General features: G+C 52.9%; 18 protein-coding genes, 1 tRNA gene and 1 pseudogene. 7 read left to right on the forward strand and 13 right to left on the reverse strand.

The features are described from left to right. Positions 1 to 14: 14 nt before the first annotated feature. The 5 genes from IP581_RS18890 to IP581_RS18910 all read right to left on the reverse strand — a co-directional run bounded on the left by IP581_RS18890 (position 15) and on the right by IP581_RS18910 (position 9,253). Complete coding sequence (locus IP581_RS18890; RefSeq protein ID WP_193821117.1) at positions 15 to 4,265, reverse strand: retention module-containing protein; 4,251 nt, start codon at positions 4,263 to 4,265, stop codon at positions 15 to 17. A 263-nt stretch (positions 4,266 to 4,528) separates the two neighbouring features. Further along, entirely contained in the window at positions 4,529 to 4,870 is a 342-nt protein-coding gene (locus IP581_RS18895; RefSeq protein WP_086873553.1) for a tryptophan synthase subunit beta, read from the reverse strand. A gap of 38 nt (positions 4,871 to 4,908) precedes the next feature. Beyond that, complete coding sequence (locus IP581_RS18900) at positions 4,909 to 6,852, reverse strand: bifunctional diguanylate cyclase/phosphodiesterase (RefSeq protein ID WP_193821118.1); 1,944 nt, start codon at positions 6,850 to 6,852, stop codon at positions 4,909 to 4,911. Positions 6,853 to 6,861: 9 nt separating this feature from the next. Beyond that, positions 6,862 to 7,563 carry a cysteine protease LapG gene (lapG, locus tag IP581_RS18905; RefSeq protein ID WP_086873551.1) on the reverse strand — a complete coding sequence of 234 codons (702 nt, stop codon included), beginning with the start codon at positions 7,561 to 7,563 and terminating at the stop codon, positions 6,862 to 6,864. Between the two features lie 25 nt (positions 7,564 to 7,588). Further along, entirely contained in the window at positions 7,589 to 9,253 is a 1,665-nt protein-coding gene (locus IP581_RS18910) for a Mur ligase (RefSeq protein ID WP_193821119.1), read from the reverse strand. Between the two features lie 112 nt (positions 9,254 to 9,365). Here IP581_RS18910 and IP581_RS18915 point away from each other — a divergent pair, with 112 nt between their 5' ends. From IP581_RS18915 to IP581_RS18925, 3 genes are read left to right on the forward strand one after another with little or no spacing between them, the layout of a single operon-like run. Further along, positions 9,366 to 10,247 (forward strand): alpha/beta hydrolase family protein, encoded by an 882-nt coding sequence (locus tag IP581_RS18915; RefSeq protein WP_228007781.1) that lies wholly within the window; start codon positions 9,366 to 9,368, stop codon positions 10,245 to 10,247. Continuing rightward, entirely contained in the window at positions 10,222 to 13,233 is a 3,012-nt protein-coding gene (locus tag IP581_RS18920) for a CapA family protein (RefSeq protein ID WP_193821120.1), read from the forward strand. The genes IP581_RS18915 and IP581_RS18920 overlap by 26 nt, the downstream gene beginning before the upstream one ends. A 15-nt stretch (positions 13,234 to 13,248) precedes the next feature. Continuing rightward, on the forward strand, positions 13,249 to 13,557 hold the full coding sequence (locus tag IP581_RS18925; protein ID WP_193821121.1) for a hypothetical protein: 309 nt from the start codon (positions 13,249 to 13,251) through the stop codon (positions 13,555 to 13,557). A 277-nt stretch (positions 13,558 to 13,834) separates the two neighbouring features. Here the strand turns inward: IP581_RS18925 and IP581_RS18930 are convergent, their stop codons facing one another. The 5 genes from IP581_RS18930 to IP581_RS18950 all read right to left on the reverse strand — a co-directional run bounded on the left by IP581_RS18930 (position 13,835) and on the right by IP581_RS18950 (position 17,236). Continuing rightward, positions 13,835 to 14,107, reverse strand: a complete 273-nt coding sequence (locus tag IP581_RS18930) for a GNAT family N-acetyltransferase (protein ID WP_086873548.1) — start codon at positions 14,105 to 14,107, stop codon at positions 13,835 to 13,837. An 11-nt stretch (positions 14,108 to 14,118) separates the two neighbouring features. Continuing rightward, positions 14,119 to 14,349, reverse strand: coding sequence for a 4Fe-4S mono-cluster protein YjdI (yjdI, locus tag IP581_RS18935; RefSeq protein ID WP_017457634.1), 231 nt, complete (start codon positions 14,347 to 14,349; stop codon positions 14,119 to 14,121). A gap of 76 nt (positions 14,350 to 14,425) precedes the next feature. Continuing rightward, the gene (locus IP581_RS18940; protein WP_097400874.1) at positions 14,426 to 14,920 is read right to left on the reverse strand and encodes an AAA family ATPase; all 495 of its coding nucleotides are present in this window, start codon (positions 14,918 to 14,920) and stop codon (positions 14,426 to 14,428) included. Between the two features lie 192 nt (positions 14,921 to 15,112). Beyond that, positions 15,113 to 16,330 carry a flagellin lysine-N-methylase gene (gene fliB, locus IP581_RS18945; RefSeq protein ID WP_193821122.1) on the reverse strand — a complete coding sequence of 406 codons (1,218 nt, stop codon included), beginning with the start codon at positions 16,328 to 16,330 and terminating at the stop codon, positions 15,113 to 15,115. Between the two features lie 108 nt (positions 16,331 to 16,438). Next, positions 16,439 to 17,236, reverse strand: coding sequence for a hypothetical protein (locus IP581_RS18950; protein ID WP_193821123.1), 798 nt, complete (start codon positions 17,234 to 17,236; stop codon positions 16,439 to 16,441). 411 nt (positions 17,237 to 17,647) lie between these two features. On the opposite strand from IP581_RS18950, the gene IP581_RS18955 reads away from it, so the two are divergent. The 3 genes from IP581_RS18955 (at position 17,648) to IP581_RS18965 (ending at position 20,509) form a co-directional block, all read left to right on the forward strand. Next, positions 17,648 to 18,787, forward strand: a complete 1,140-nt coding sequence (locus IP581_RS18955) for a PAAR domain-containing protein (protein ID WP_193821124.1) — start codon at positions 17,648 to 17,650, stop codon at positions 18,785 to 18,787. A 722-nt stretch (positions 18,788 to 19,509) separates the two neighbouring features. After that, positions 19,510 to 19,782, forward strand: coding sequence for a hypothetical protein (locus IP581_RS18960; protein WP_193821125.1), 273 nt, complete (start codon positions 19,510 to 19,512; stop codon positions 19,780 to 19,782). 451 nt (positions 19,783 to 20,233) lie between these two features. Beyond that, positions 20,234 to 20,509, forward strand: coding sequence for a hypothetical protein (locus IP581_RS18965; RefSeq protein WP_097400866.1), 276 nt, complete (start codon positions 20,234 to 20,236; stop codon positions 20,507 to 20,509). A gap of 186 nt (positions 20,510 to 20,695) precedes the next feature. Here the strand turns inward: IP581_RS18965 and IP581_RS18970 are convergent. Then, positions 20,696 to 20,769 (reverse strand) — tRNA-Gly (locus IP581_RS18970). 201 nt (positions 20,770 to 20,970) lie between these two features. On the opposite strand from IP581_RS18970, the gene IP581_RS18975 reads away from it, so the two are divergent. Continuing rightward, positions 20,971 to 21,387 (forward strand): hypothetical protein, encoded by a 417-nt coding sequence (locus tag IP581_RS18975; protein WP_193821126.1) that lies wholly within the window; start codon positions 20,971 to 20,973, stop codon positions 21,385 to 21,387. A 54-nt stretch (positions 21,388 to 21,441) separates the two neighbouring features. Here IP581_RS18975 and actS read toward each other — a convergent pair whose 3' ends face one another. Together actS and IP581_RS23940 are read right to left on the reverse strand one after the other, a co-directional pair. Further along, entirely contained in the window at positions 21,442 to 22,176 is a 735-nt protein-coding gene (gene actS / locus IP581_RS18980) for an amidase activator ActS (RefSeq protein WP_193821127.1), read from the reverse strand. 65 nt (positions 22,177 to 22,241) lie between these two features. Next, positions 22,242 to 22,517 (reverse strand): annotated as a pseudogene (locus tag IP581_RS23940) (LysR family transcriptional regulator); the annotation flags it as partial. Positions 22,518 to 22,521 lie beyond the last annotated feature (4 nt).

Below are 22,521 nucleotides of genomic sequence, written 5' to 3' on the forward strand. Positions count from 1 at the left end.
ACAAACCGGCTCGGTTAACCGCCTGAGTCGGCATCGGGTTTGGCAATTAAGTGATCCATATCGTCGTGCCCACCTTCGCCGCCGTGATCCTCTCCGCCATCCGGGGGTTCCACCGGCGCAGGGTGATCGTTATCCGCGTCATGATCGGCGTGCCCGGCATCCGGTGTATGGCCTTTGATAAGGCTGCTGAGATCCTGATGCGCATCGTCATCCTGAATGATGTCGCTGAAATTGACCGGTTCGTCATGGCTCAGGCTGAGCGCGGAGGCATCGCTATCTGCATGCTCTGTGTCCTGGTGATCTCCGTCGTGGCGATCGCTATCCTGATGCTCCCAACCATAATGATTTCCCTCATGATGCTCCCCGGCATGCGGGTCTGCGCCATGCGATGCGGAGCCGTGATGCGAAGCGTTACCGCTGTTTTCCGCCGATTCGCTGTCGTTCTCGTCACCCAACAAATTGTTCAGCGAGGCATCATTCTCAACAACCGTCTGTCCCTGCGCCTCGGCGCTGCCCGGATCGAGATTGCCGAGCTGGAGGCTGTTGTCCTCCACCAGCAACAGGGAATTGGCGCTCTCTTCGCCGGACGCATCAGAGGTGTGATCATCGGAGATATCCGCAGCGTGCTGCGTGCTGTCTGCGGTGTGATCGGCACTTTGCGTATCTGCGTGGGCGGAGTCATCCGTGGTCAGACTGGTCGCTTCGGTATGCGACGTATCGTCCGGGCTGTCGGCCGTATGCTCCCCGGCGCTGGACGTTTCCGAACCGCTCACCAACTGACCGCCCTCTTCGCCGTTCAAGGTAAAGTCCGTATCGTGGAGTTCGTCAGCGGTGGAGTTCACTTCAATAGAGACATCGCCAATTGCCGTTTGCCCCTCCGGCAACGTCACCGAAATCTGCCCGTCATAATGGGAGGTGTTGTCATCAAATGTGAGCGTGTAAGTGCCGTGTTCAGCGTCATAACTCACGCTGATGTGGTCGCCGCTGAACTCCGCCCCTTCGGGCAGGCCGCTTAGCGTTAATGAAGTCAGATGATCGCTGCTGTCGGAACTTTCGAGGTTAACATCCAGATTCAGCGTTACCGTTGTGGTCACATGGGTATCGCCGCCCAGCGTTGACGACGGGCCATCGCCAAAGATAACGCCCTCAATGCCGTTGGCATTCCCGAAGGGGTGCGAACCGTTTTCCGTGTTGGTGACCTGCAAATTATCGATGGAGTTATTCTGGTGGTTCGCCGGGTGATCGACGCCCGAAACGGAGTAGTTCGCGCTGTCGCCGGTGACAAAAATATAATCTTTGCCGGTCTCGCCTTCTGGCACGCCCTGATTGCCGGTGATGCCATTCACCGGTCTGAAATCATAGTGATCGTTGGACCAATCCCCTTGCTGGTAATACCCGCCGGTATGATCGCCGACCACAAAGATATCTGTGCTGCCCGCAGAACTGCCGCTGGCGTTGGCGTTGCCGTTACTGTCGTAATAGTGGATCTGATTGGGGTTACTGCATTCAGGCACATGATCGCCCTGGATCGCACCGTCCGGGCTGTCTGGCGTAAGCCAGATCTGCACGTTATCGCCAATAGCGACAATGACACCGTTCTGGATGTCATAACCGTTAGGATCGTCGCTGCCGCCATTGATGTGAAGGATATTGTCATCCGACGTCTCCGGCGTACTGGCTCCCGGCGTTAAGGTCACCGTCAAATGCACATCAGAACTTTTACCGCTGCCGGTGTCGGCATCTGAATCGGCATCGGCGTCTGATTCGTGAATATCGAGGTCCGAATCGGCATCTGCGTCTGAGTCAGCATCTGAATCCGCGTCCGCATCCGCATCTGAATCCGAGTCAGTGTCTGAATCGGAGTCTGCATCTGCATCTGCATCTGTATCTGCGTCAGTGTCGGAATCTGCGTCTGCATCAGCGTCGGCATCCGAATCCGAGTCAGTGTCGGAATCTGAATCGGCATCTGCATCAGCATCTGCGTCGGTGTCCGAATCCGCATCCGCATCTGAGTCAGTGTCCGAATCGGTGTCCGAATCTGCATCAGCGTCCGCATCCGCGTCAGTATCGGAATCGGCATCTGCGTCGGCGTCAGTGTCTGCGTCCGAGTCAGAGTCAGAGTCTGAATCCGCGTCGGCATTAGCGTCTGAATCAGCATCCGAATCGGTGTCCGAGTCTGCATCAGAGTCGGTATCTGAATCAGCATCGGCGTCTGTATCTGCGTCTGCATCAGCATCCGAATCCGCGTCTGCATCTGCGTCAGTGTCGGAATCCGCATCCGCATCTGAGTCGGTGTCGGAATCTGTATCAGCATCAGCATCAGTGTCTGAATCCGCATCCGCATCAGCGTCTGAATCAGCATCCGAATCGGTGTCCGAGTCTGCATCAGAGTCGGTATCTGAATCAGCATCGGCGTCTGTATCTGCGTCTGCATCAGCATCCGAATCCGCGTCTGCATCTGCGTCAGTGTCGGAATCCGCATCTGAGTCGGTGTCGGAATCTGTATCAGCATCAGCATCAGTGTCTGAATCCGCATCCGCATCAGCGTCTGAATCAGCATCCGAATCGGTGTCCGAGTCTGCATCAGAGTCGGTATCTGAATCAGCATCGGCGTCTGTATCTGCGTCTGCATCAGCATCCGAATCCGCGTCTGCATCTGCATCGGTATCTGAATCCGCGTCAGTATCCGAATCCGTATCTGAGTCGGTGTCGGAATCTGTATCAGCATCCGAGTCAGAGTCTGAATCTGCATCAGTGTCTGAATCAGCATCGGCGTCTGCATCAGCGTCCGCGTCAGTGTCGGAATCTGCGTCGGCATCGGCATCAGCATCAGTGTCTGAATCGGCATCTGAATCCGCATCGGCGTCCGCGTCAGTGTCTGCATCCGAATCGGTGTCCGAATCCGCATCCGAATCGGAGTCTGCGTCTGCATCAGAGTCGGTATCTGAATCAGCATCGGCGTCTGCATCAGCGTCTGCATCAGCATCCGAATCCGCGTCTGAATCAGCATCCGAATCGGTGTCCGAGTCTGCATCGGCATCTGCATCAGCGTCCGCGTCAGTGTCCGCATCCGCATCTGAGTCAGCGTCCGAATCGGTGTCCGAATCGGCATCAGCGTCCGCATCCGCGTCAGTGTCGGAATCCACATCGGCATCTGCATCAGCGTCTGAATCAGCATCCGAATCGGTGTCCGAATCTGCATCGGCATCAGCATCCGAGTCAGAGTCAGAGTCAGAGTCTGAATCTGCATCGGCGTCTGCATCTGAGTCTGAGTCTGCATCCGCATCGGTATCTGCGTCTGCATCGGTATCTGCGTCTGCGTCCGAGTCAGAGTCAGAGTCTGAATCCGCGTCGGCATCAGCGTCGGCATCAGCATCAGTGTCTGAATCGGCATCTGAATCTGAATCTGAATCTGAATCTGAATCTGAATCTGCATCGGTATCTGAGTCTGCGTCGGTGTCCGCATCCGCATCCGCGTCAGTGTCGGAATCGGCATCTGCATCCGAGTCAGAGTCTGCATCGGAATCAGTATCCGAATCTGCGTCCGCATCGGCGTCTGCGTCCGAATCAGTGTCGGAATCTGAATCCGCATCCGCGTCTGTGTCGGAATCCGCATCAGAGTCTGCATCGGAATCAGTATCCGAATCGGTGTCCGAATCTGCATCAGCGTCTGCATCGGCATCAGCATCAGCGTCTGAATCTGCATCTGCGTCGGTGTCCGCGTCCGCGTCTGAGTCAGCATCAGAATCCAACCCAGTCGGTGCGTTGTTTTCAGCGGGGGTCAGGAAAGAGGGCTCCTCACGTCGGTCATCGTCCAGGGGGTCAAGCCCGGTTGTGGGGTAACCCGCGGTGGGATCGAGGATCTCGGCGGTCAGATCAACGGTAACATTCGTGTGACCGCCGCCGCTGTCGGGGTCGCCGGGTTGGCCAGCGGTGGGTTGCTGGGGGCCCGCCGCCGGAGCTTCAAGGGTTTGCGTCGGGTCTTGCCCTGCGGCAATGGCCTGCTGTGCGGCTTCAACGTCGCTTTGCTGTGCTTCCGTCCCGGTAGTTAACGAGTAACCGGTGCTATCCCAGTGGCTGTCGCGGCCCAGATCGAGGGTTTGTCCATCAGGCAATAAAATAGAGATAGCGCCTGCAGCACCGGTGTCGATCTGATCGCCATCCTGGATGGTATCGCCTTCCACTAAAAGATGCCTGCTCCCGTCAGGAGAGGTTGCGAAGACTTGTCCTATTACCGCTTTAATTACCCCGGCAACGCCACTCATAATGTTTGCCTCTGAGAAATCGCCACCCACCCTGCCGACGGGAAGTGGCATAAAACAGCAAAAAAGAATATTTTCAATGCACTAGCAATAACGGATTAATTCATCACACAGTGGTTCGCAGAATTATAAGAACGCGCAGTGAGAAACTTCGAGGATTCGCTAAAATAAACAGTAATATATATACGGTGGGCAATATTAAATATCAGAACATTCACAATACTAAGGTTATATTTTTTATCACATTTAATTTTTTCCGCATAAAATTAAAAAATACCCTCATCTTCGTCATCAATTAAACGTTCCAGCCCGCTTAACGTCAAACGCGCCTGTGTGCGGTTTATCAGCTTGCTTTGCGCCGCCTGCGGCAGGTCGGTAATACTGATCACGCCTTTACTCATTAACACGTCGATGAGATCTTCCAGTACGCGCACCATCTCGAGATCGCTCTGCTGAAGCTGCCGGAGCGTGGCTTCGCGCATCGCCTGGACCCGCAACCACTCGGTGATCTCGTCGGTATCTTCCGCGTATTGCTCAACCATACCGGCAAAAGGCGTAGACTCAACCCGCGTAATTCGCCCTTCAGCGTCACGTTCAATGTAGTGCATAATTACCCCCCCTTTGCTATACAGGATCGCCTTAATTATTAATTCACTAAGGATGAAGGATCGCCAAAATAACGGCCCATTGCGCCATAAATTCCTATTTTATTGAGTATTGCTAATTCTTCTGAGGTTTCCACTTGTTCCGCAATAAGTGGCAAATTAATTTGTCTGGCCGCCCAATACATTGCCTCAATAAAAAAGCGCTTATCTTCTTCTTTATCAATATGGTGAATATAGCTGCCATCTATTTTTATCCACGCCAGGCCCCACTGTGGCAAATTACCAATCAGATGAAAACGCCCGCCGAAATGTTGAATACCTAACCGACACCCTACCGCGTTAAGTTTATTGACCACGACGCTGACGCGTTCCGGATCCGGCAGTTCATTTTCATCGAGCTCCAGCGTCAATTGCTTTGCCTGCTGTGGCGCATTTTTTAAAAGCTGAAGTAAAACCGCCAGGTTCTCATCGCTAGCGATACTCTCGCCACTAATACTGAGCGCCAGCGCCAGATGCGAAGTGCTCATAAACCGAAGCGTCTGTTTGAGCATTACCGCGTCCATACGCGCGCTTAACGAGAAACGCAGAAACCAGGGCATAAAGCGCCCGGCCGGGATCATCTCTCCCTCTTCGGTTTTGATACGCGCCAGAATTTTGTGATGCAATACCTGGCGTGTGCTGTCACAAGTCACTACCGGCTGCCCAAACAGAACAAAATTTTCCGCCTGCAGCACGTTTTCCAGCCGGGTAAGCCAGCGGTGGTGATCGTCATGGCTACCCGCCGCCGGGTTTACGCCGGGTTGTAACACATAATGCGCATTCGTTTCCGCCGCCGTGAGCGCCTGATCGGCCTGCGCCATAATATTTTGCAAAGTGTCACCCGGCTGGAAAGTCAGGCTGGCAAAATAGGCCAGTGGCGACCGATCGCTCATGCCGGTTTTGTAAAGTGCACTCACACGCGCCGTTAATGCGTTCATGAACACCTGGTGTTCCTGCGGCAACATGTCCGCCGTCACGATGGCGAACTCGCCGCCACGAATACGTGCAATAAATCCATCCTGATGCAGGTAAATTTGCTTAGTTTCGCGCAAAATCGTCGCCACCTCCCGCAACAGCGCATCGGTCTTTTCGCCGCCCATGCGCAGGTTAAGCCCGGCTAAATCACGCACACGCAGCAGAATCACATAGCCGAAAGCCATCTCGTCATCGCGCAAAATAGACTGTAAATGGATATCGAACGCGCGGCGGTTGTTTAATCCTGTCAGGCTGTCGTGGTAAGCGGCTTCTCGCAGCGCATCCGTGCGCTGTGCCTGTTCGCTAAACAGCATTTGCAGTTGCGAAACCATCATATTGCTGGCTTCCACCACGCGCCTGAGCTCCGGCGTTTTTGGCACATTGGGAACGTGTCGGAACTCGCGGCGGGTGATAGACGCCGCCTGCACGGCAATATGATCTAACGGTCGCAGGCTCCGGCGCAGCAGCAGCATGGCGCAGATAAGACACAGCAAGCTACAACCGGTGAGCCACAGGAAACTGGCGATCATGCTCCGCCACAGGCGCGTCAGCGCAAACATCGGGTGGCTCACCACTTCAACACGTGCCGCCTGGATCCAGCCGCGCATAATGATCGCTTCCCCGGTACCGGGTTTCAGATGCACCAGGCGTTCAAACCACTGCGGAACATTGCCGCTCTGCGGGTCGCTTTGCCGTTCGATTAATGGCTTGCCGCTGTTCATATCCACGACGCGGATACTGTAGAAATATCCGCTGTCGAAAATGGCGTTCACCATCAATTCGACCATCGCCGGGTCGTCAATATTTCCGGTTAACGAAACGCCCAACGCCGTGGCGGCATCCTGCGAGTGCGCGCTCAATTGGGCGCTGTACTGTTCACGCGAACTGTCCAGCGTAATAAAAAAATTGCCGCAAAAAAGCACGAGCGTGAACAGACAGATGCCGAGCAGTAACTGTTTATACAGAGACATGGCTGCGTCCTATTCGTTAATAACAAACCCTTCCGCACGCATGCGGGTGAGAAGATCCTGCCAGCGGGAAAGCCGCTTGCTGTCGCCAACACGTTTATTGCCGCCCGCCTGCGGTAGCCACAATCCTTCGCCGTTAAAGGCGTACACGGGCAGCAGATCGGCGCGCTGTGTCGCGGGTAAAATCACGTTTTTTAGATTATCGAGCACCAGCGGGATCGCTTCCGGCGTGGCATACCATGTCACGACCATATGCGCCTGATTTAACTGCAACGCTTTAACATAGGTAATGCGTAACTGGCTTGCCGGGATGCCTATTTCGCGCAGCGTGAAATATTTCGCCAGCGCGAAATCCTCACAATCGCCCGCGCCTTTGCGCAGAAACTCTATCGGCGTAGCCCAGTAATCTTTCTCTCCCCAGACCCGCGAGTCGTCGCGAAACGCCATGCGCTGATTAAAAAACTGATTCACACGCTCCAGCTTTTGCAAGGTGGTTCCCTGCGGCGGGTTATTCACTAACGCGACCCATTGATCGATTCTTTGCTGCGCAGCGGGGGTTGATGCGCCGTACAGTTGCCGGGTTCTGGAACCGATGGCGTTAAAATCCCACCCGGCGCCAGACCCGGGAACAATAACCAGCAACACCAGTAGCCAGCACGAAAACCACCGCTGTCGACAGAAGCCTGTGAGTGTTGCGCCAGAACGCCTGTTCATGTGTTACGGTTCCGGGAGTAGTGTGCTAACGAGTATAGTTCGGCCTCTGTTGCAGCCACGCTTTACGATAAGCGATATAGCCGGAAAGATAGTGTTCAACGTCATCGATCCGGACACGATAACTGTGATGGCGAATAAAAAAGCTGCCGACGATACGCGCCGGGTTTTTAAAAAACATCGCCAGTTCCGGCCAGAAAAAACCGTTGGTCAGATAACGGGCGCGGGTTTCCAGTGCCAGGTTAAACCGCGCCAGATCAAAACTGTCGAGCAAATCACGGTGTTCAGAGCCAGCAAGCCTTTCGATCATTTGTGCGGCCGCCATCATCAACTCCAGCAGCGTCGGGTAGGTGGTTACCCGGTTAAGTACAAAATCAAGGTGGCCGCGCACATTGTCGAGGCCAAACTGGTAATAACGCCTGCGCGGTTGATAGCGCGTCAGCTCATTAACACAGTAACCTAACCAGTGGTCATGCGCCTGCCAGTGTTGTCGGGCGATAAAGTTCTCCAGCGCACGTTCAACACACGTAAGCCAGCGCGGCTCCTGGGTGATGCTGTACAAACGCATCAGTGCAAACGCCGCTTCGCCGTCATAGTAAATAATACGCTGCTCCGCTTTCACCGAGAGATCGGCGGCATGCAGGACGTGTACAAACCCGCCGCTTTGCGCGTTCTGCATTGAGGCAATGCCGTTTGCCAGCCGGTTCATTTGCGCCATGTCGCGATCGCTGCCCGTCAGTTCATGGTATTTTGCCATCGCCAGGATACACACCGCGTTACCGCCGAGTTTGATTTCATCGCCGGTATCGACCAGGAAATCCGCCTCGCTGCCGTCCGGCAATGTGTAGCGGCGAATCAACTCGCTGCTAAGGTACGCCAGCGCGCGCTCAATAGCCTGCCACTGTTTTTCATTGCGCGTCACTTCCCACCCTTCCAGCAACGCATAGGTTGAACTGGCGTGGCGTAACGCGTTGTAAGTGGGAATCGGGCGGTCAAAACAGGGGAACCAGCCATACTCATACCGCCCGGAAGATGTGACCTGCCGCGCCAGGTAATCGGTCGCCGAGACGATCATCGGTTCCAGTTGATCCTGCCAGTGTGCAAGCTGGCGATAACCGGCATTGCGCCCGGCAGACTCGACAGGCCATGTCATCGTCCCGTCGCAAAACCAGGCGCGAGTCTTGAAACGCCAAATCGGCTGTTCCGCCGTTTGCGGCCACGCAATGCGCGCGCCAAAACGTCGGCGGGAAAAGTGCGTCAGATTGGTCGCATTCGGCGTGGCGACGCCTTGTGTACCGTCATACAACAAGGCGTTAGCGGCAATCTCCTGCTCCAGCGCAGCGTAGTGAAACGCAGCATCAAAACTCAGCCCGTAACGGAAGTAATTGCGCTTGGTCACTTTAAGTTTTTCCATCAGTTCGCCAAAGCGTAGCGCTTCAACCCGATCGACAATATCAACCCGCAGCCAGCAAGCCTTTGCCGTATGTTTTTGCTGCCAGTGTTGCAGCGCCTGCGCCCCATGTTGCCAGGCGTCATCAAAACGGGCGCCGCGCCCCTGGCAGGTGTAAGCGCGCGTCTTACCATCACAGACGCTAAAAAAGATGATCCAGCCAGGCAGCGGCGCGGAAAGCGGACTACGATCCAACTGTTCGGCAGCGTGGCGTAGCTGCAAAAGCAGATGACTGAGTGACATGTTGGCTCCTTCAGACCAGCGACATCCCGGCAGACAGATTCTCTCATCAGAATAATCGCTGATTACAGAACCGCACATTCGGTCGATCAATCCTGTGACCGTGGAGCAGGCAATGTCGGTGATATTACGCATAGGTATACTCTTTTTTTCGCTGCTGGCGCTGTTTGCCCGCGCGGATGCACCCCTGTTGTGGAATCAAAAAGCGGTGGCGGCAAATTGCCCGTCGACGCCGGATCAGCAGTGGGTGGAGTACGCTGGCGGCCAGGCATGCATGCGCTATTTTTCGGCCGGCGATCTGCAAAATGCGCCAGTCGTGGTGGTGGTTTTCAGCGGCGATCGTGAAACGTTTATCAAACGCGCGCCGCAAAACATTCCCGCGAATACCGCCACGGCACAGCGCAAACAGGCGCAAAAGCTCGCGCGAAAGACAACCCTGCCGGTGGTGATTGTCGCCCGCCCTGGCACCTACGGCTCCAGCGGTAATCACTATCGCCGACGGCAGCCGGAAGAGTTCAACGCGCTGAATGCGACGCTGGATTCACTACGCGCGCGCTACCACATGCAACAATTTATTCTGACCGGCCACAGCGGCGGCGCGACGGCAGCCTCGGCACTGCTTACGCTCGGTCGCCGCGATATTCGCTGCGCCATTCTTACGTCGGGCGCCTGGGATCTGCTTAATCGCGCCGAGGCGTTACGCCGGGCGCGCGGCGAAAAAAGCGATGCGAACAAAGATGTCACCGGGCTGACGGCACCATACGATCCGCTGTATCACCTCGACGGCATCCCGGCAGACTCGCAGCGTCTGATCGTCGTGATCGGCAATTTGCTCGATAGCAACACGCCTTTTGAACTGCAGGTGAAATTTGCGCGGGCATTACGCGAAAAAGGCCATCGCGTGATGTTGGTTGAATCCCCCGCTTATCCGCCTGAGTACCACAATCTGCAAGGCAATCCGGGGATCCGCTATGTCAACAGATGCGCAAAACAATAACAGGCGGCGCGGCTGGCGCAGCGCCGAGCTGGAAGCGTTGTTGGGCGTCAAATGGCGTGTCGCTCCGCCGCCAGGCTGGCAGGCGGAGCACATCGCGCTTACGCTCCACGATAAACAAAACGATGATGCACCGTGTTTGTTTATCGCCATGGATGAAAAGACCTGGCACCAGGGTTCAGGAAACCGGGGCATTTATGCCGGGTGGCAGGATACTCATGCGGTGTTAACGAAACACTACCGCCTTTTTTGTGGCGCGATTGTTCAGCGATACCTTCCCGATCTCCCGCCCGATTTTCCGCAACTGGTGGTGGAAAACAGTTATCACGTCTTGCCGCTGCTCGCCGATGAAGCCCGCCGCCGGATGAATGGCAAAATCATCGCTATCACCGGTACGGTGGGAAAATCCTCGACTAAAGATCTGTTGCATATGCTGCTGGCCGCAGAAGGCACAACGGTTAGCACGCAGGGTAACCACAACACACGCACAGGCACGCTGGTCAGCCTTGCCCGCTGCGTTACCGACCCGGATTATGTGGCGCTGGAAGTGGCGATTTCCGCACTCTGGATGCGCGCCGGCGGCGTGGGGCCACGCATCAAACCACATATCGTGGTGATCACCGAAATCGGCATGACACAAGTTGGCGGTGACGTGAAAACGCCGCGCGATACCGCACGTTTTAAAGTTCGGCTGTGCGACGGCATCCTGCCGGGCGGCTACGCGATAATTAACCGCGATATGGATGAGTATGCGTTCGTCCATCAGGAGGCGCTGCGCTACGGTGCGAACGTGGTGAGCTATGGGTTTCACCCGCAGGCTGATGTGCGCATTGCCGAGTATCAGCCCGCACCTGACCACACCAACCTGAGCATTCTGCTGAACGGCGCGCCCCTTCACTGCCGGCTCAATACGCCAGGCAAAGGCATGGCGGGAAACGCTGTGGCGGCACTGATTGCACTTGATTTGCTCGGCCTTGATACGCGCCAGGCTGCCCAACGGCTGGCGGATTTTCGCAATAAACCCGGCAAACTGCAGACGTCACAACTTCCGCTGCCCGATGGGGGCAGCGCGACACTCATCGATGATAACTACAACGCGACACTGATTTCGATGCGCAATGCCATTGCGGTCGCAGCACTTTACCCGCTGGCTCCCGGTCAGCGCCGCATCGCTGTGCTTGGCCGGCTGGCAACCCTTGGTGAGATAGCCAAAGAGAGCCACATCGCGCTGGCAAAACCGTTGCTCGACGCGGGGTTTGATACTGTCTGGCTGCATGGGGAGGAGATGCAGTATCTCAAAGATGTGCTGCCCGCCGGGCGGGTTGGCGGCCACTTTTCGCAGATTGATGCCCTGGCGGATGCGGTTATGGCGACCCTGAAAGCAGGTGATATCGTACTGGTGAAAGGCAGCGTCAGCGACTCCGATTTTCATCGTATTGTCGGTCTAATGAAAACCCTCGCTCAGCGCCGCGCCACAGCGTTAAAACAGGACCAAACCGCCACCCTGCTGATGAATCTCACAACCGGTGAACGCCAGGCGTTACGCCACGCTCAGGCCACGTTCGCGCCACGTAACCTCAGCCATTTATTACTGATAACGCTGCTGGCAAGCCAGTTGCAGGATAAAACCTTGCGGCTTGAAGAGATGGCAACGGTGAACGACGTTGCGAAAAACATAGTGCAAAATGGCGCGACGCTGGGGCTCAATACCGGGCAACAGGTCAGTGTGAAAACGCTGCTCCAGGGGTTACTCATCCATAATGCCAGAGATGCCGCCGTCAACCTGGCGCACCTTCTGGGCACCGATGCGGTTCACTTAAATCACCTCGCCCGAACAATCGGCCTGACGCAGACGCAGATCAACAATGTGTCGGGTCGTCTGCGCCACGGACAACACACCTCGCTGCACGATATCGCAACGCTGCTGAACCACTTCTACCAGCGTTTTCCCCATTTGCTGCACTGGTTTGCCGAAAGTGAAATGGTGCTGGCAGGACACCGCTATCGTAAAGCCAGCAATATTCAGGCCGACGGACGGGCCAGCTACAGTTATAGCGCTGGCGGCGCGCCATGCTGGGGGTTTGCGCTGCAACGCAGCAATAATCAACTCTGGCTGGCGTGCGCCGCAGGGGCGGCAGATGCTTTCCATCTCGATTATCTGTTGGATGGATTGCTGGCAAAAGCTGAGGGCGTGACGGCAGACTCAGCGCCTGAAATACCGCAGGTAAGCCTGGCGAAAACCCACGCCACGATAACCCTGCTGGGTGATACCTATTTTGGCGAGTGGTATACCAGGCGGCGGCAACGCAAAGGCATGGATGATGCTTTGCAGCGCTATGGTTATGACCACAGTTTTCAACGTCTCACCCCATTGCTGGCGGGCAGCGATTTGACCATTGCCAATATGGAAGCGGCGCTGGCACCAGCCGCGGATATCACGCTTGGCGGTCGTAAACCGTTTTGCCTGACGGGCGATCCAGCGGCAACAACGGCCGCCCTGAAACGCCACGGTATTCATGCCGTAACGCTGGCAAACAACCATGCCCTGGATGCCGGGGTAAGCGGGCTTGCGACTACGCTTGCGGCGTTTCGCCAACAGGGAATACTCACCTTCGGTGCCGGCATGAATGCGTCCCAGGCAGAGGCTCCGCTGTTACTGACGCTGGGCGGCAGGCGGTTTATGTTTTATAGCGCCTACTGGTTTCGCCGCTATATGGAGCAGGATTGCGCCTATTACGCCCTGCCACGCCGCGCCGGGGTAGCGTGTATCAGCGGTGGGCTTATCGGCCAATTGCGCCGTGAAAAAGCGCGTGAAGATCCCGCCACACTTATCGTGCTGGCGCACTGGGGGCTGGATTATCAATGGACGGTGGCTCAACAACGCCGGTTGGCCGAACAGTTAGTCCGCGCCGGTGCCGACCTGATTATCGGCGCGGGCGCGCATATGGCGGGCGATATGGAGCGCGTTGGCGAAAGCTGGGTCATTTAAAGTCTGGGAAACGCGGTGTTTAACAGCAACGGCGAATACCAGGCGCGCAACGTTCCACCCTATAGCCTGGTAGCAAGCCTGCTGCAATTAGGCGGCAAGCAGCCAACGCTGACGCTGCAACCGATATTTTCCGATAACCTGCAAACCTTCTGGCAACCCAGAGCGGTTAATGCACATGAATTCAGCGAATTTGTGGCTTTTTTACGCGAGCAAGGCATCGTTCTGGCAGAGCAACCATCAAAAGAGAATGCGTGGATAAAGCGCACAGACAACGCGCCGCAGGCCATTGTCGTTCCCCTGGATAAACGCTTTGGCGACGCCTGAATTTCGCGCTCTGGTTTACGCGGGTATGTGAATACGGGTTTGCACAAACGCCTGTACGGTCAGGAAACTGACAGCACCACCGCTGTGTAAAAGGGACATTTTCGCTTATGCCACCAGGTGCAGGGCGCGCCCATGACTAGCATGACCACCATCTTCAGCGTCATGATGCAAATCCTCTTGATATTCTATGACGACGCTTTTTGATTGCCCTGGTAATGCGCAGGAAGTGATGGCGCAATGATGCACTTAAAAATACCGGCACTGCCGGTATTTATATTTACGCCCGGATATCGTCATATTCGCGTGTAGTGTCAAATTCGTGTTTGGCAAAGGGGCACAACGGGATGATTTTACGGTTTTCCGCACGCATCTTTTCCACCACCCGTGCGACCAGTTGCTTACCTACGCCTTGTCCTTTAAGGCTTGGGTCAACGTCCGTATGTTCAATAATGCTTAAATGCTCCCCGGTGGGAACGAAGACGATTTCGGCAACCTGCGTTCCCTGGGCGTCGTTAACATAAAACTTGTTGTGGCCTTCCAGAATTTCCATGGTTTTCTCACTCAGTTGTGGCGGTACTTCAGCGCACCGCTCGGGCAGGTATCAATGACTTTCACTACCGTTGCGACATCCACTTCGTCGGGAATGATCCACGGTTTGCGTTTCAGGTTAAAAAGCTTCGCGCTGCCGCGTACGCAGTTTCCCGCGTGCTGACAGACCGCCGTATTGAAATAAACGTCAATCTTTTCACCTGTATAGACGCGGTAACCCGCGTCCAGCAGTTCTTTATCCATGACATTGCCTCTGTTCTTTTTTGTGCTGGAAAAGTAAGCATAGCCGCTCTACTTTTACGCACCCTCCGGCGATTTATCAATAACGAACGATATGGAATCCTTCTTGTTCAGTCGGTTCGACAAAGTAACGGGTAATAAGCGCAAACTGCTCGTCGGTAGCAGCAAAATCATGATCGCCGGCGGCATTTCGCTGGCGTAAACGGGCTTTGCAAAGCTCATCGCTCACCGGCAGATAGTGCAACAAATGCGGCGCGCCGGATTCGTTAATGATCGACATCATCCACTGGCGGCTGGCCAGCGTGTTAGCAGGAAAATCGAGAACTACATTGACGCCTGCACGCAGCAGCGCGATGGCGTGCGGTTTGATGGCGGCTTTTAATTTAGCCGAGTAGAAAACGTAGTCTTCAATGGTGGTCATCGCGTCCTTAAATAGCAGCGCCAGCCAGCTATCTTCGCTCAGTACCACAGTGCACGGCGTCTTTGCCAGCTCACTGGCAAGCGTCGATTTACCCGATGCGATTTTGCCGCACAGAAGATGGAGTGTTGCAGGAGAAGCGGAACCAACATTCATACAATGACCTCGCAGGTTGCTGCCAGCAAGGCCCCGCCGTGCTGGCGGGAAGAAAGGCGAACGTTATCCCACCGGTCGATTGACGGTGCGAATAATGCTCGCAATAAATAAAGGGGATGAATATTTAACAGGCATGCTGGCAACGTAGCAGCAAACCTGCTCCGTTGCCAGCGGTTTTGTCTTTGCGCGTTGTTAGCCGATCAGCAGCAGAGAAGAGAGATCGTCGCCGCCGTTGATCGCATCGATCGCGGTATCCATGCGTTGGTTGAGGGTGCTGTTATGCATGGTTTTTTCAGAAAAACTGGCGATCGTTTTCATCACCAGCGGCTGGTCTATCTCAACATGCAGCGACTGTACGCTGAGGAACGTTTTGAGATAAAAATAGTCCATAACAATGCGATAAAACTGGCGCAAGATGGTCGCCGTATTCGTGCCGGGAAAATCGCTCTCATAGAGCTTATACAGCAAGTAGTTTCGCAGCACATGCGGTTCACTCAGACAGGAATTCTTGCACAACTGTTCCCACTGCTGATCAAGAGCAGCAAATTTTTCACTCAGCGCAGGCGCTTTCGTCTCTGGTGTAATGGCCAGATAGTCAGCGATTTGCAGGTGCCCTTGTGAAATCAGCGGATCGCGCGAAGCATATTTCGCCACGAGTTTGCCCATCACGGTTAACGCATCGACCTTCATACTGGCCGCACGAGCGCTATTTTGCGCACGAAGCAGCGTTCGACCATTCTGTAATTCATCGATCAGCCCTGCATAAAAGTTTTCCACTTCAGCCAGGTTATTCTGCAGATCAAAATTGAGCATTTGCAGATAGAGAATAAACTGCGCCAGCGCCATTAAATTCTCTTCAATATTGTTGCTCTGCGCCTGAACAAGATTCCAGGCGAAAAGATGCACCAGATGGCTCACCTGGTCACGCGGCTTTTGCTGCTCCAGTAATTTTACTTTTGAGCGGGCAACCAGCGTGGTCTTCTCTTGCAGCAGCATGCTTTGCGGGTCGAAAAGCACCTGACGCACCACTTCCGGGCAGGAGAGCGTCATGCTTAAACGCACTTCATCGGCGTATTTGCGTGAACCACGCGGGTAGGTTGAGCAGGTACGGGATAAGGCTTTTTCACCTAAATCACGATGCACCATGCAAAGCCGGTTTTCATCAACAAACGGGCACTGCTTATCCTCATTTAATTTAATGACCGAATATTCATTTTTGCCGTTATGAACCGGGATTAAATTCTCTTTCGCAATGGCCGCAATAACAGGATTGGATGAGGACAGATAGCGTTGATGCGTTTTCTTATCAATATTTATTTTCCAGCTACGGCAGCAGGAAATTAAACAATCCGGGCCAACGCATTTGAATTTATCAAAGAAAACAGGAGTCACTGTTTTATGGTGTCGCATAATACATTCTTTATAAATGAAAAGCAGAAAGTTACACGACAAAAGTGAATATCTATAGTTGCATAAGCGCGCACTACATTCAGCATTTCACGACATGGATCCGCGCGCTTAAAATCCCGGAGTTAACTCCATCTGCGAAATCACATTTCCACTGTCGTTAAGATTCTGCTCAACAGCGGCAATATCGTTGCGCTCATTGCCAGACGCTTTCTCCTCTTCCCGCATTTTGCTTTTCAGCAGCGACAGCAGCGACTTGAGCTCCCGGAGCGCTTCTTTCAGCGAACGCGCGTCTTCCTGCCGTTGGCTGGATTTTTGTAACGTATTGATAACGTTATCGATAGTAGATTGTACGCCCGCGGTCTGGGCTGACTTTTCTTTTTCGGTCGGATTTTCTTCGTCGCTGACGTCAGAGTCTGGGGCGGCCTGCGCCTGCGCTTTTGCGGCAGACTCATCACTTTCCCCGGCGGCAGCCTGTGCTGCGCTGGAAGCGGCAGCATCGGCACTGTTTCCTGCGCCGGTGTTATCGCTCTGTCCAAGTTGGGAAGCGAGTTGCCCAAGCTGAGAGGAGAGCTGTTTGAGCTGTTTCATAATGTAGCCCCCGGAGCCGCCAAATAACATGGCCAGCGCTTTCAGGCGGGCGATTTCCCGTTTTAATGCCTCAAGTTTCGCGCGCGCATTCGCTTTGCTGCTCTGGGCATTTTCCTGCGTAAAGCGATTAAGCGTGTTGAGGTTTTCCTGCAAATTATCGTAATACTCTTTCGCCTGGGGGCTGAGCGTTACGATGCTGGCAGGCGTGGGATTAACGGTTTCATGGGTGCGGGGAGCCTCCTGAGTACGAGCCGTTCCGCCTTTGGCGGAAGAGGATGCGTAAAGGTCGAGAGAACCAGTAAACGTGGGGCGAAGCATGCGCAATACTCCTGAAGTCCATTGCTCATATTAACGGCAGCAGGAAATAAAACTTTATGCGTAAAACGTGATAACAGGCGTTTATGCTCTACCAGAGAACCTAACGCAACGCCTGAAATGCCTCTTCTGATGGGATTTAAAAATCGGAATTTGACGTAAGCATTATCTCTATAAAATTGAGGGTAAGTGTTTGTAGAATAATCACCCGTCAGAATGGTGAAAAAACTAAATTCAGACGAGAGAAATATCATGAAGCAATAACTGGCAATAGGCGCTTCTATGGTAGATTCATCAGCCAGTTATTTTAGCGGCACGATGAATGATTATCTGAATGTTTTTTATGAAATGAACAAGTGAGTTGCAATGCTTTTATAAATATCCCTGCTAACAAATTTCATTAAGGATGATGCTATGCCAACGGGTTATTTTCTACGTATTGGCGATAAGACAACATGCGGCGGTCATATTCTTTCAGGCTCTCCGCATCATAGTTTTGGCGGAATGGCGACCGCGAGGAATGGCGATTCCGTATCCTGTGGTAAAGATGGAAAGATCTACCACATCGCGGGTGGTATACCCGATTACTGGATTTATGGCGTTGCAGCAGCAGGGACTTTGCATAGCCGAAGCACATGCCCCTGTAGAGCAAGATTTATTTCATCATTTCCAAATGCCTCTTATTGGCTTGAAGAAGCAAAACCAGTTAAAGCTGATGCTGTTCCGCTGGCTGCAGTCACGCCTCCTCAGCCTGCAAAAATTGCAGAACCTGAACAATTTGCACAAGCGGTGAAGAAGAAAAATAAGTTTGCTGACACCTGTGAACCCGAAAATAACCCGCTATTGAACGGCGTTTATATCTGGACTGAAATCACTGAAACCGGGCACGCTTTTGTTTCCGTGCATGAAAATAATGTTGTTTACCTTTACACCTATGGCAGATACGGAAGAACTGGCGGGCCAATTGAAACGACAGGTGACGGCATTCTCGATTTTATGAAAGGCGAAGATGCGAGGGAGTACTATAGAAAGGAACTTTACGAAAATAATGCCCGCGTTTTTAACATCAATGACGCAAGCATATCGAAAACCCGCGCTTTCTTTGAAAATTTGTGGGAAAAAGGGACAAAGCCTGTGGGGATAAAGAAAAACAGTGTTACAGATCGAACAGGTCGCTCAATTGACTCCTACGATGTAACAGGAAGAAACTGCACAACCCACACAGTAGCTGGCATAAAAGCAGCGGGCTCGACGATCTTTGATACAAGCTACAACTCAAAGAGCACTCAGCTCCCTATTGAAGCAGAAGAGTATTTTGCCATACCCGTATCATTACAAAATCATCTTCTCGCTAAAAGCCGAAACCTAAAGTCTATGGCAGTTGTTGAAGTTACTGACGAGTTTAAAAAACAGTATCCGAACATAAACGGACAACATGTATCTCCAGAAGGAATCAAAGGTAAAGCTAAACGCTTCGCCGCAGAAACATTGTCTTCAATAGGCTCGATTTCCCCATACTCAGGCGCGAATGTTGGTGGAATTCTTGGAGAATAGGATGAGTAATTTAACGAAAACCATTCTTCGATGGGGCGGGATAGTCGCAGTATCACTTTGCTACTTTATTACACTGATAGCATCAACCTTCGCTTACAGTGCATTCAGTGAACGAGAAAGTGTGCAGTTTTATGGCCCAATCCCATTAAAAGAATACAAAGCATCAATAGACTCGCTCATGCAAGCCACTGATGGCGTTTTTAGTGTCGCCCTCTTTGGCTTTGCGATCTGTGTCCCGCTGATCTTACTTATATTTAAAAAGGTACGATGATGAATAAGAAGTACTGGATCAGGTGGGCGAGTATCGCGCCTATTTGCGTTGCTATTACGTTATCGTGCTTTACTTCGAGATTGTCTTCGCCGTTAACTTTTCAGAAACAGTAGGCCAGGGGTGGGATTTTACACCGTCTCAGTTGGCCAGGTTTGTTATGGGGCTATCGCAAAATCCCCAAGATGTGACGTTAGCCTTTATTGTGGGTTTCGCTGTCTGTATCTCGTTGTCCTTTCTCATCTTCAGGAAAGTGAGACTGAGATGCCCTTAATGCTTGTCGTTGAGATGACAGTTGTGTTCAAAGAACAGTATCCAAACTCGGGTCATTTGCAAACATGCCAGGAAACTTCCGGCGGTATGGTTGAACATGTTTTAGCAGATGGTGCAGCCACTGGAGATTCATTATCTCCTTATTCCGGCGGTACTGTGGGTGGTGTATTAAGGGGATCTTATGACAGTGACGAGTAGAACTAAAACCATTCTCCGGTGGGGAGGGATTTGTATTGTCTGCCTGGGTTACTTCCTTGGGTTGTTTGTCGCCTCACAAGCATTCACTATTTTCTCTGAAAATCAGACTCTTGTTTCAAACCCTGTTCCATTAAAAGAGCATTACCAGGCGATTGATTCACTTATGCATGCTACAAACGTCGTTTATAACGCCTCCTTTTTTGGCTTTGCAATCTGTGTCCCGCTGATCTTACTTATATTTAAAAAGGTACGATGATGAATAAGAAGTACCGGATCAGGTGGGCGAGTATCGCGCTTATTTGCGTTGCTTATTACGTTATCGTGCTTTATTTCGATCTTGTCTTCTCCGTTAGCTTTTCAGAAACAGTAAGCCAGGGGTGGGATTTTACACCGTCTCAGTTGGCCAGGTTTGTTATGGGGCTATCGCAAAATCCCCATGATATGGCGTTAGCCTTTATTGTGGGTTTCGCTGTCTGCATCTCGTTGTCCTTTCTCATCTTCAAGAAAGTGAGACTGAGATGTCCTCAATGCTTGTCGTTGAGATGACGTTTGAGTTAAAGAACAGTATCCAAATTCAGGTCACTTGCAATCATTCCAGGAAACTTCAGGCGGTATGGTTGAGCATGTTTTAGCAGAAGGTGCAGCCACTGGAGATTCATTATCTCCGTACTCCGGCGGTACTGTGGGTGGTGTATTAAGGGGATATTATGACAATGAAGAGTAGAACTAAAACCATTCTCCGGTGGAGCGGAATCAGCATTGTATCGTTTTGCTATTTTATTGGTTTGGCGCTGGCTACATTCTCATTTTCTGCATTCAGCGAGAGTGAAAGTATGCAGTTTTCTAATCCTGTACCATTGAATGAGCACCATGCTTCCATTGATTCTATCCTTCAAGCCACAGGCATAGTTTTTGGTGCAGCAATTTATGGCTTTGCAATCTGTGTCCCGCTTATCCTGCTCATCTTCAAGAAAGTGAGATGACCGCCAACGGCTGGAGAGATCCAGCCTTTCCCTTTCTTACTGAATTTAGACACTACAAGCTTAATGCCAGTTGGTGGTGCGTTATTCAGCCAGGGCGATCAAAAACAACTTACGCTTAGTCATTTTTTTGACAGCTAAATACATTCAAAGCAATGTTGGCGGTGTTTTGTAACAAGGAGGGAATTCTGGAGCGGGCGAAGGGAATCGAACCCTCGTATAGAGCTTGGGAAGCTCTCGTTCTACCATTGAACTACGCCCGCATTGAGATGCGACAGGCATTATAACCTCTTAGCGCGTGAGAGCAAGGCGAGTTTGTGGGTAACTGCTGGAGTTTTAAGCAATTAATCTTCACCGATGTAGCGCCCTCATTTTGTTGTGAAAATTAGGACAAAATAACCTCCCGCGTTACGTTTTCAGGCATAGCATAGCCCCGTTGTTCCCACTCATTTCAGAGAATCGCTATGAACGCTAAGCCGTTGGTTTTGGGATTGATTATTTTTGTGGGCTCGTTGAATTCTGCACTGGCGGATAGTTGCCAATCCAACATTTTTGGCGGGCAAGATTGCCGCTATGACGATGGCACAACTTCCAGCAGCCGGGCCAATATTTTCGGCGGGCAGGATACCAGGTACAGCGACGGAAGAACGACAACCAGCCGAGCCAATATCTTTGGTGGGCAAGACACAACTTCCAGTGACGGTAAATCTTCCAGCAGTAGAGCGAATATCTTTGGCGGCCAGGACACCGATTACAGCGACGGTAGTCATTCGAGCAGCCGGGCCAACATTTTCGACGGCCAGGATACGGACTACAGCAACGGCAAGTCTACAACCAGCCGCGCGAATATCTTCGGCGGCCAGGATACGCACAACAATTAGTTCCAGACTTACTCTCAAGCTAACAGGCCGGGCGACTGCCTGTTAGCTTTCTCATCAGCATTTCGGCGGGCTGCCCTGAGGCGGTAAATAACGCAGCGGATCGATAGCCGTCGCCTTATAGCGCAACTGGAAGTGTAAGCGCACGGAATCCGCGTCGCTGCTGCCCATAGTGGCGATCTTCTGACCGGCTTTCACACTCTGCCCGTTATTGACCAGCAGCGTGTCGTTGTGCGCGTAAGCGGTAATGTACTCTTCGCTGTGCTTAATCATGATCAGGTTACCGTAGCCGCGCAGCTGATTGCCGACATAGACCACCTTCCCGGCGCCGGAGGCATAAACCGGTTGGCCGCGTGTGCCGGCAATATCAATGCCTTTGTTCCCGCCATCCGACGTGGAATAGGTCATGATGACTTTCCCGGTGGTCGGCCAGCGCCAGCAGCGCTGCCCTACCGGCGGCCACGATGAGAGCGGAACCTGTGAGGAAGGCACCACTTTCGCGGTTTTTGTACCGGATTTTGTCGAGGATGAGGCGGTTTTCGACGCGCCATTCACTTTCAGTCGCTGCCCCACTTCAATGGTGTACGGCGGCGAAATACCGTTCATGCTGGCGAGATCTTTTACGCTGGTACCGGTAAGACGGGATATGCGATACAGCGTATCGCCCCGCTTCACCGTATACACGGAGCCGGAATAAGTAGCGTTATTTCCGGCGCAGCTCGCCAGCAGCAAACTGATTGCCAGGCAAATGACAATACGAAACGGGCTTTTCGTCAGGCATCCTGCGCGCAAAACAGATCCTCGAATAGAATAAATGGCGACATATCATACCAGCCACTCGCCGGTTGCTAAACCCTTCAAACGGACTTGCGCGGAATCGGATAGCCCTGCGCGATAATTTCCATTATCTCCGGCAGATAAGGAGTGGAGGGCATCTTCACCAACGCCGGGTAAAACACTTGCGGTGAGGGAAACACATCCACCATATGACAATAACTGAGTTTACGGGCGTCGACTTCCGATGAGGGCAGCAGCGTTGCGGCGGCGAGACCGGACTCCAGCTACTCCAGGATCACCCCCGGCTGGGTGATGCGCATAATCACCTTCGGGTTACCGATCGCTTTACGAAACAGACTG

The organism is Kosakonia pseudosacchari (assembly GCF_015167415.1).
GTDB classification, from domain to species: Bacteria; Pseudomonadota; Gammaproteobacteria; order Enterobacterales; family Enterobacteriaceae; genus Kosakonia; species Kosakonia pseudosacchari.

Bases quoted from the DNA above. Each gene is read 5' to 3' on its own strand.
- IP581_RS18975 (WP_193821126.1), top strand. From the start codon at position 20,971: ATGAACGCTAAGCCGTTGGTTTTGGGATTGATTATTTTTGTGGGCTCG.
- IP581_RS18900 (WP_193821118.1), bottom strand. From the start codon at position 6,852: ATGTCTCTGTATAAACAGTTACTGCTCGGCATCTGTCTGTTCACGCTC.
- IP581_RS18930 (WP_086873548.1), bottom strand. From the start codon at position 14,107: ATGGAAATTCTGGAAGGCCACAACAAGTTTTATGTTAACGACGCCCAG.
- IP581_RS18890 (WP_193821117.1), bottom strand. From the start codon at position 4,265: ATGAGTGGCGTTGCCGGGGTAATTAAAGCGGTAATAGGACAAGTCTTC.
- IP581_RS18940 (WP_097400874.1), bottom strand. From the start codon at position 14,920: ATGAATGTTGGTTCCGCTTCTCCTGCAACACTCCATCTTCTGTGCGGC.
- IP581_RS18950 (WP_193821123.1), bottom strand. From the start codon at position 17,236: ATGCTTCGCCCCACGTTTACTGGTTCTCTCGACCTTTACGCATCCTCT.
- IP581_RS18960 (WP_193821125.1), top strand. From the start codon at position 19,510: ATGACAGTGACGAGTAGAACTAAAACCATTCTCCGGTGGGGAGGGATT.
- IP581_RS18955 (WP_193821124.1), top strand. From the start codon at position 17,648: ATGCCAACGGGTTATTTTCTACGTATTGGCGATAAGACAACATGCGGC.
- lapG (WP_086873551.1), bottom strand. From the start codon at position 7,563: ATGAACAGGCGTTCTGGCGCAACACTCACAGGCTTCTGTCGACAGCGG.
- IP581_RS18965 (WP_097400866.1), top strand. From the start codon at position 20,234: ATGACAATGAAGAGTAGAACTAAAACCATTCTCCGGTGGAGCGGAATC.
- IP581_RS18915 (WP_228007781.1), top strand. From the start codon at position 9,366: ATGTCGGTGATATTACGCATAGGTATACTCTTTTTTTCGCTGCTGGCG.
- IP581_RS18920 (WP_193821120.1), top strand. From the start codon at position 10,222: ATGTCAACAGATGCGCAAAACAATAACAGGCGGCGCGGCTGGCGCAGC.
- fliB (WP_193821122.1), bottom strand. From the start codon at position 16,330: ATGCGACACCATAAAACAGTGACTCCTGTTTTCTTTGATAAATTCAAA.
- IP581_RS18910 (WP_193821119.1), bottom strand. From the start codon at position 9,253: ATGTCACTCAGTCATCTGCTTTTGCAGCTACGCCACGCTGCCGAACAG.
- IP581_RS18895 (WP_086873553.1), bottom strand. From the start codon at position 4,870: ATGCACTACATTGAACGTGACGCTGAAGGGCGAATTACGCGGGTTGAG.
- yjdI (WP_017457634.1), bottom strand. From the start codon at position 14,349: ATGGATAAAGAACTGCTGGACGCGGGTTACCGCGTCTATACAGGTGAA.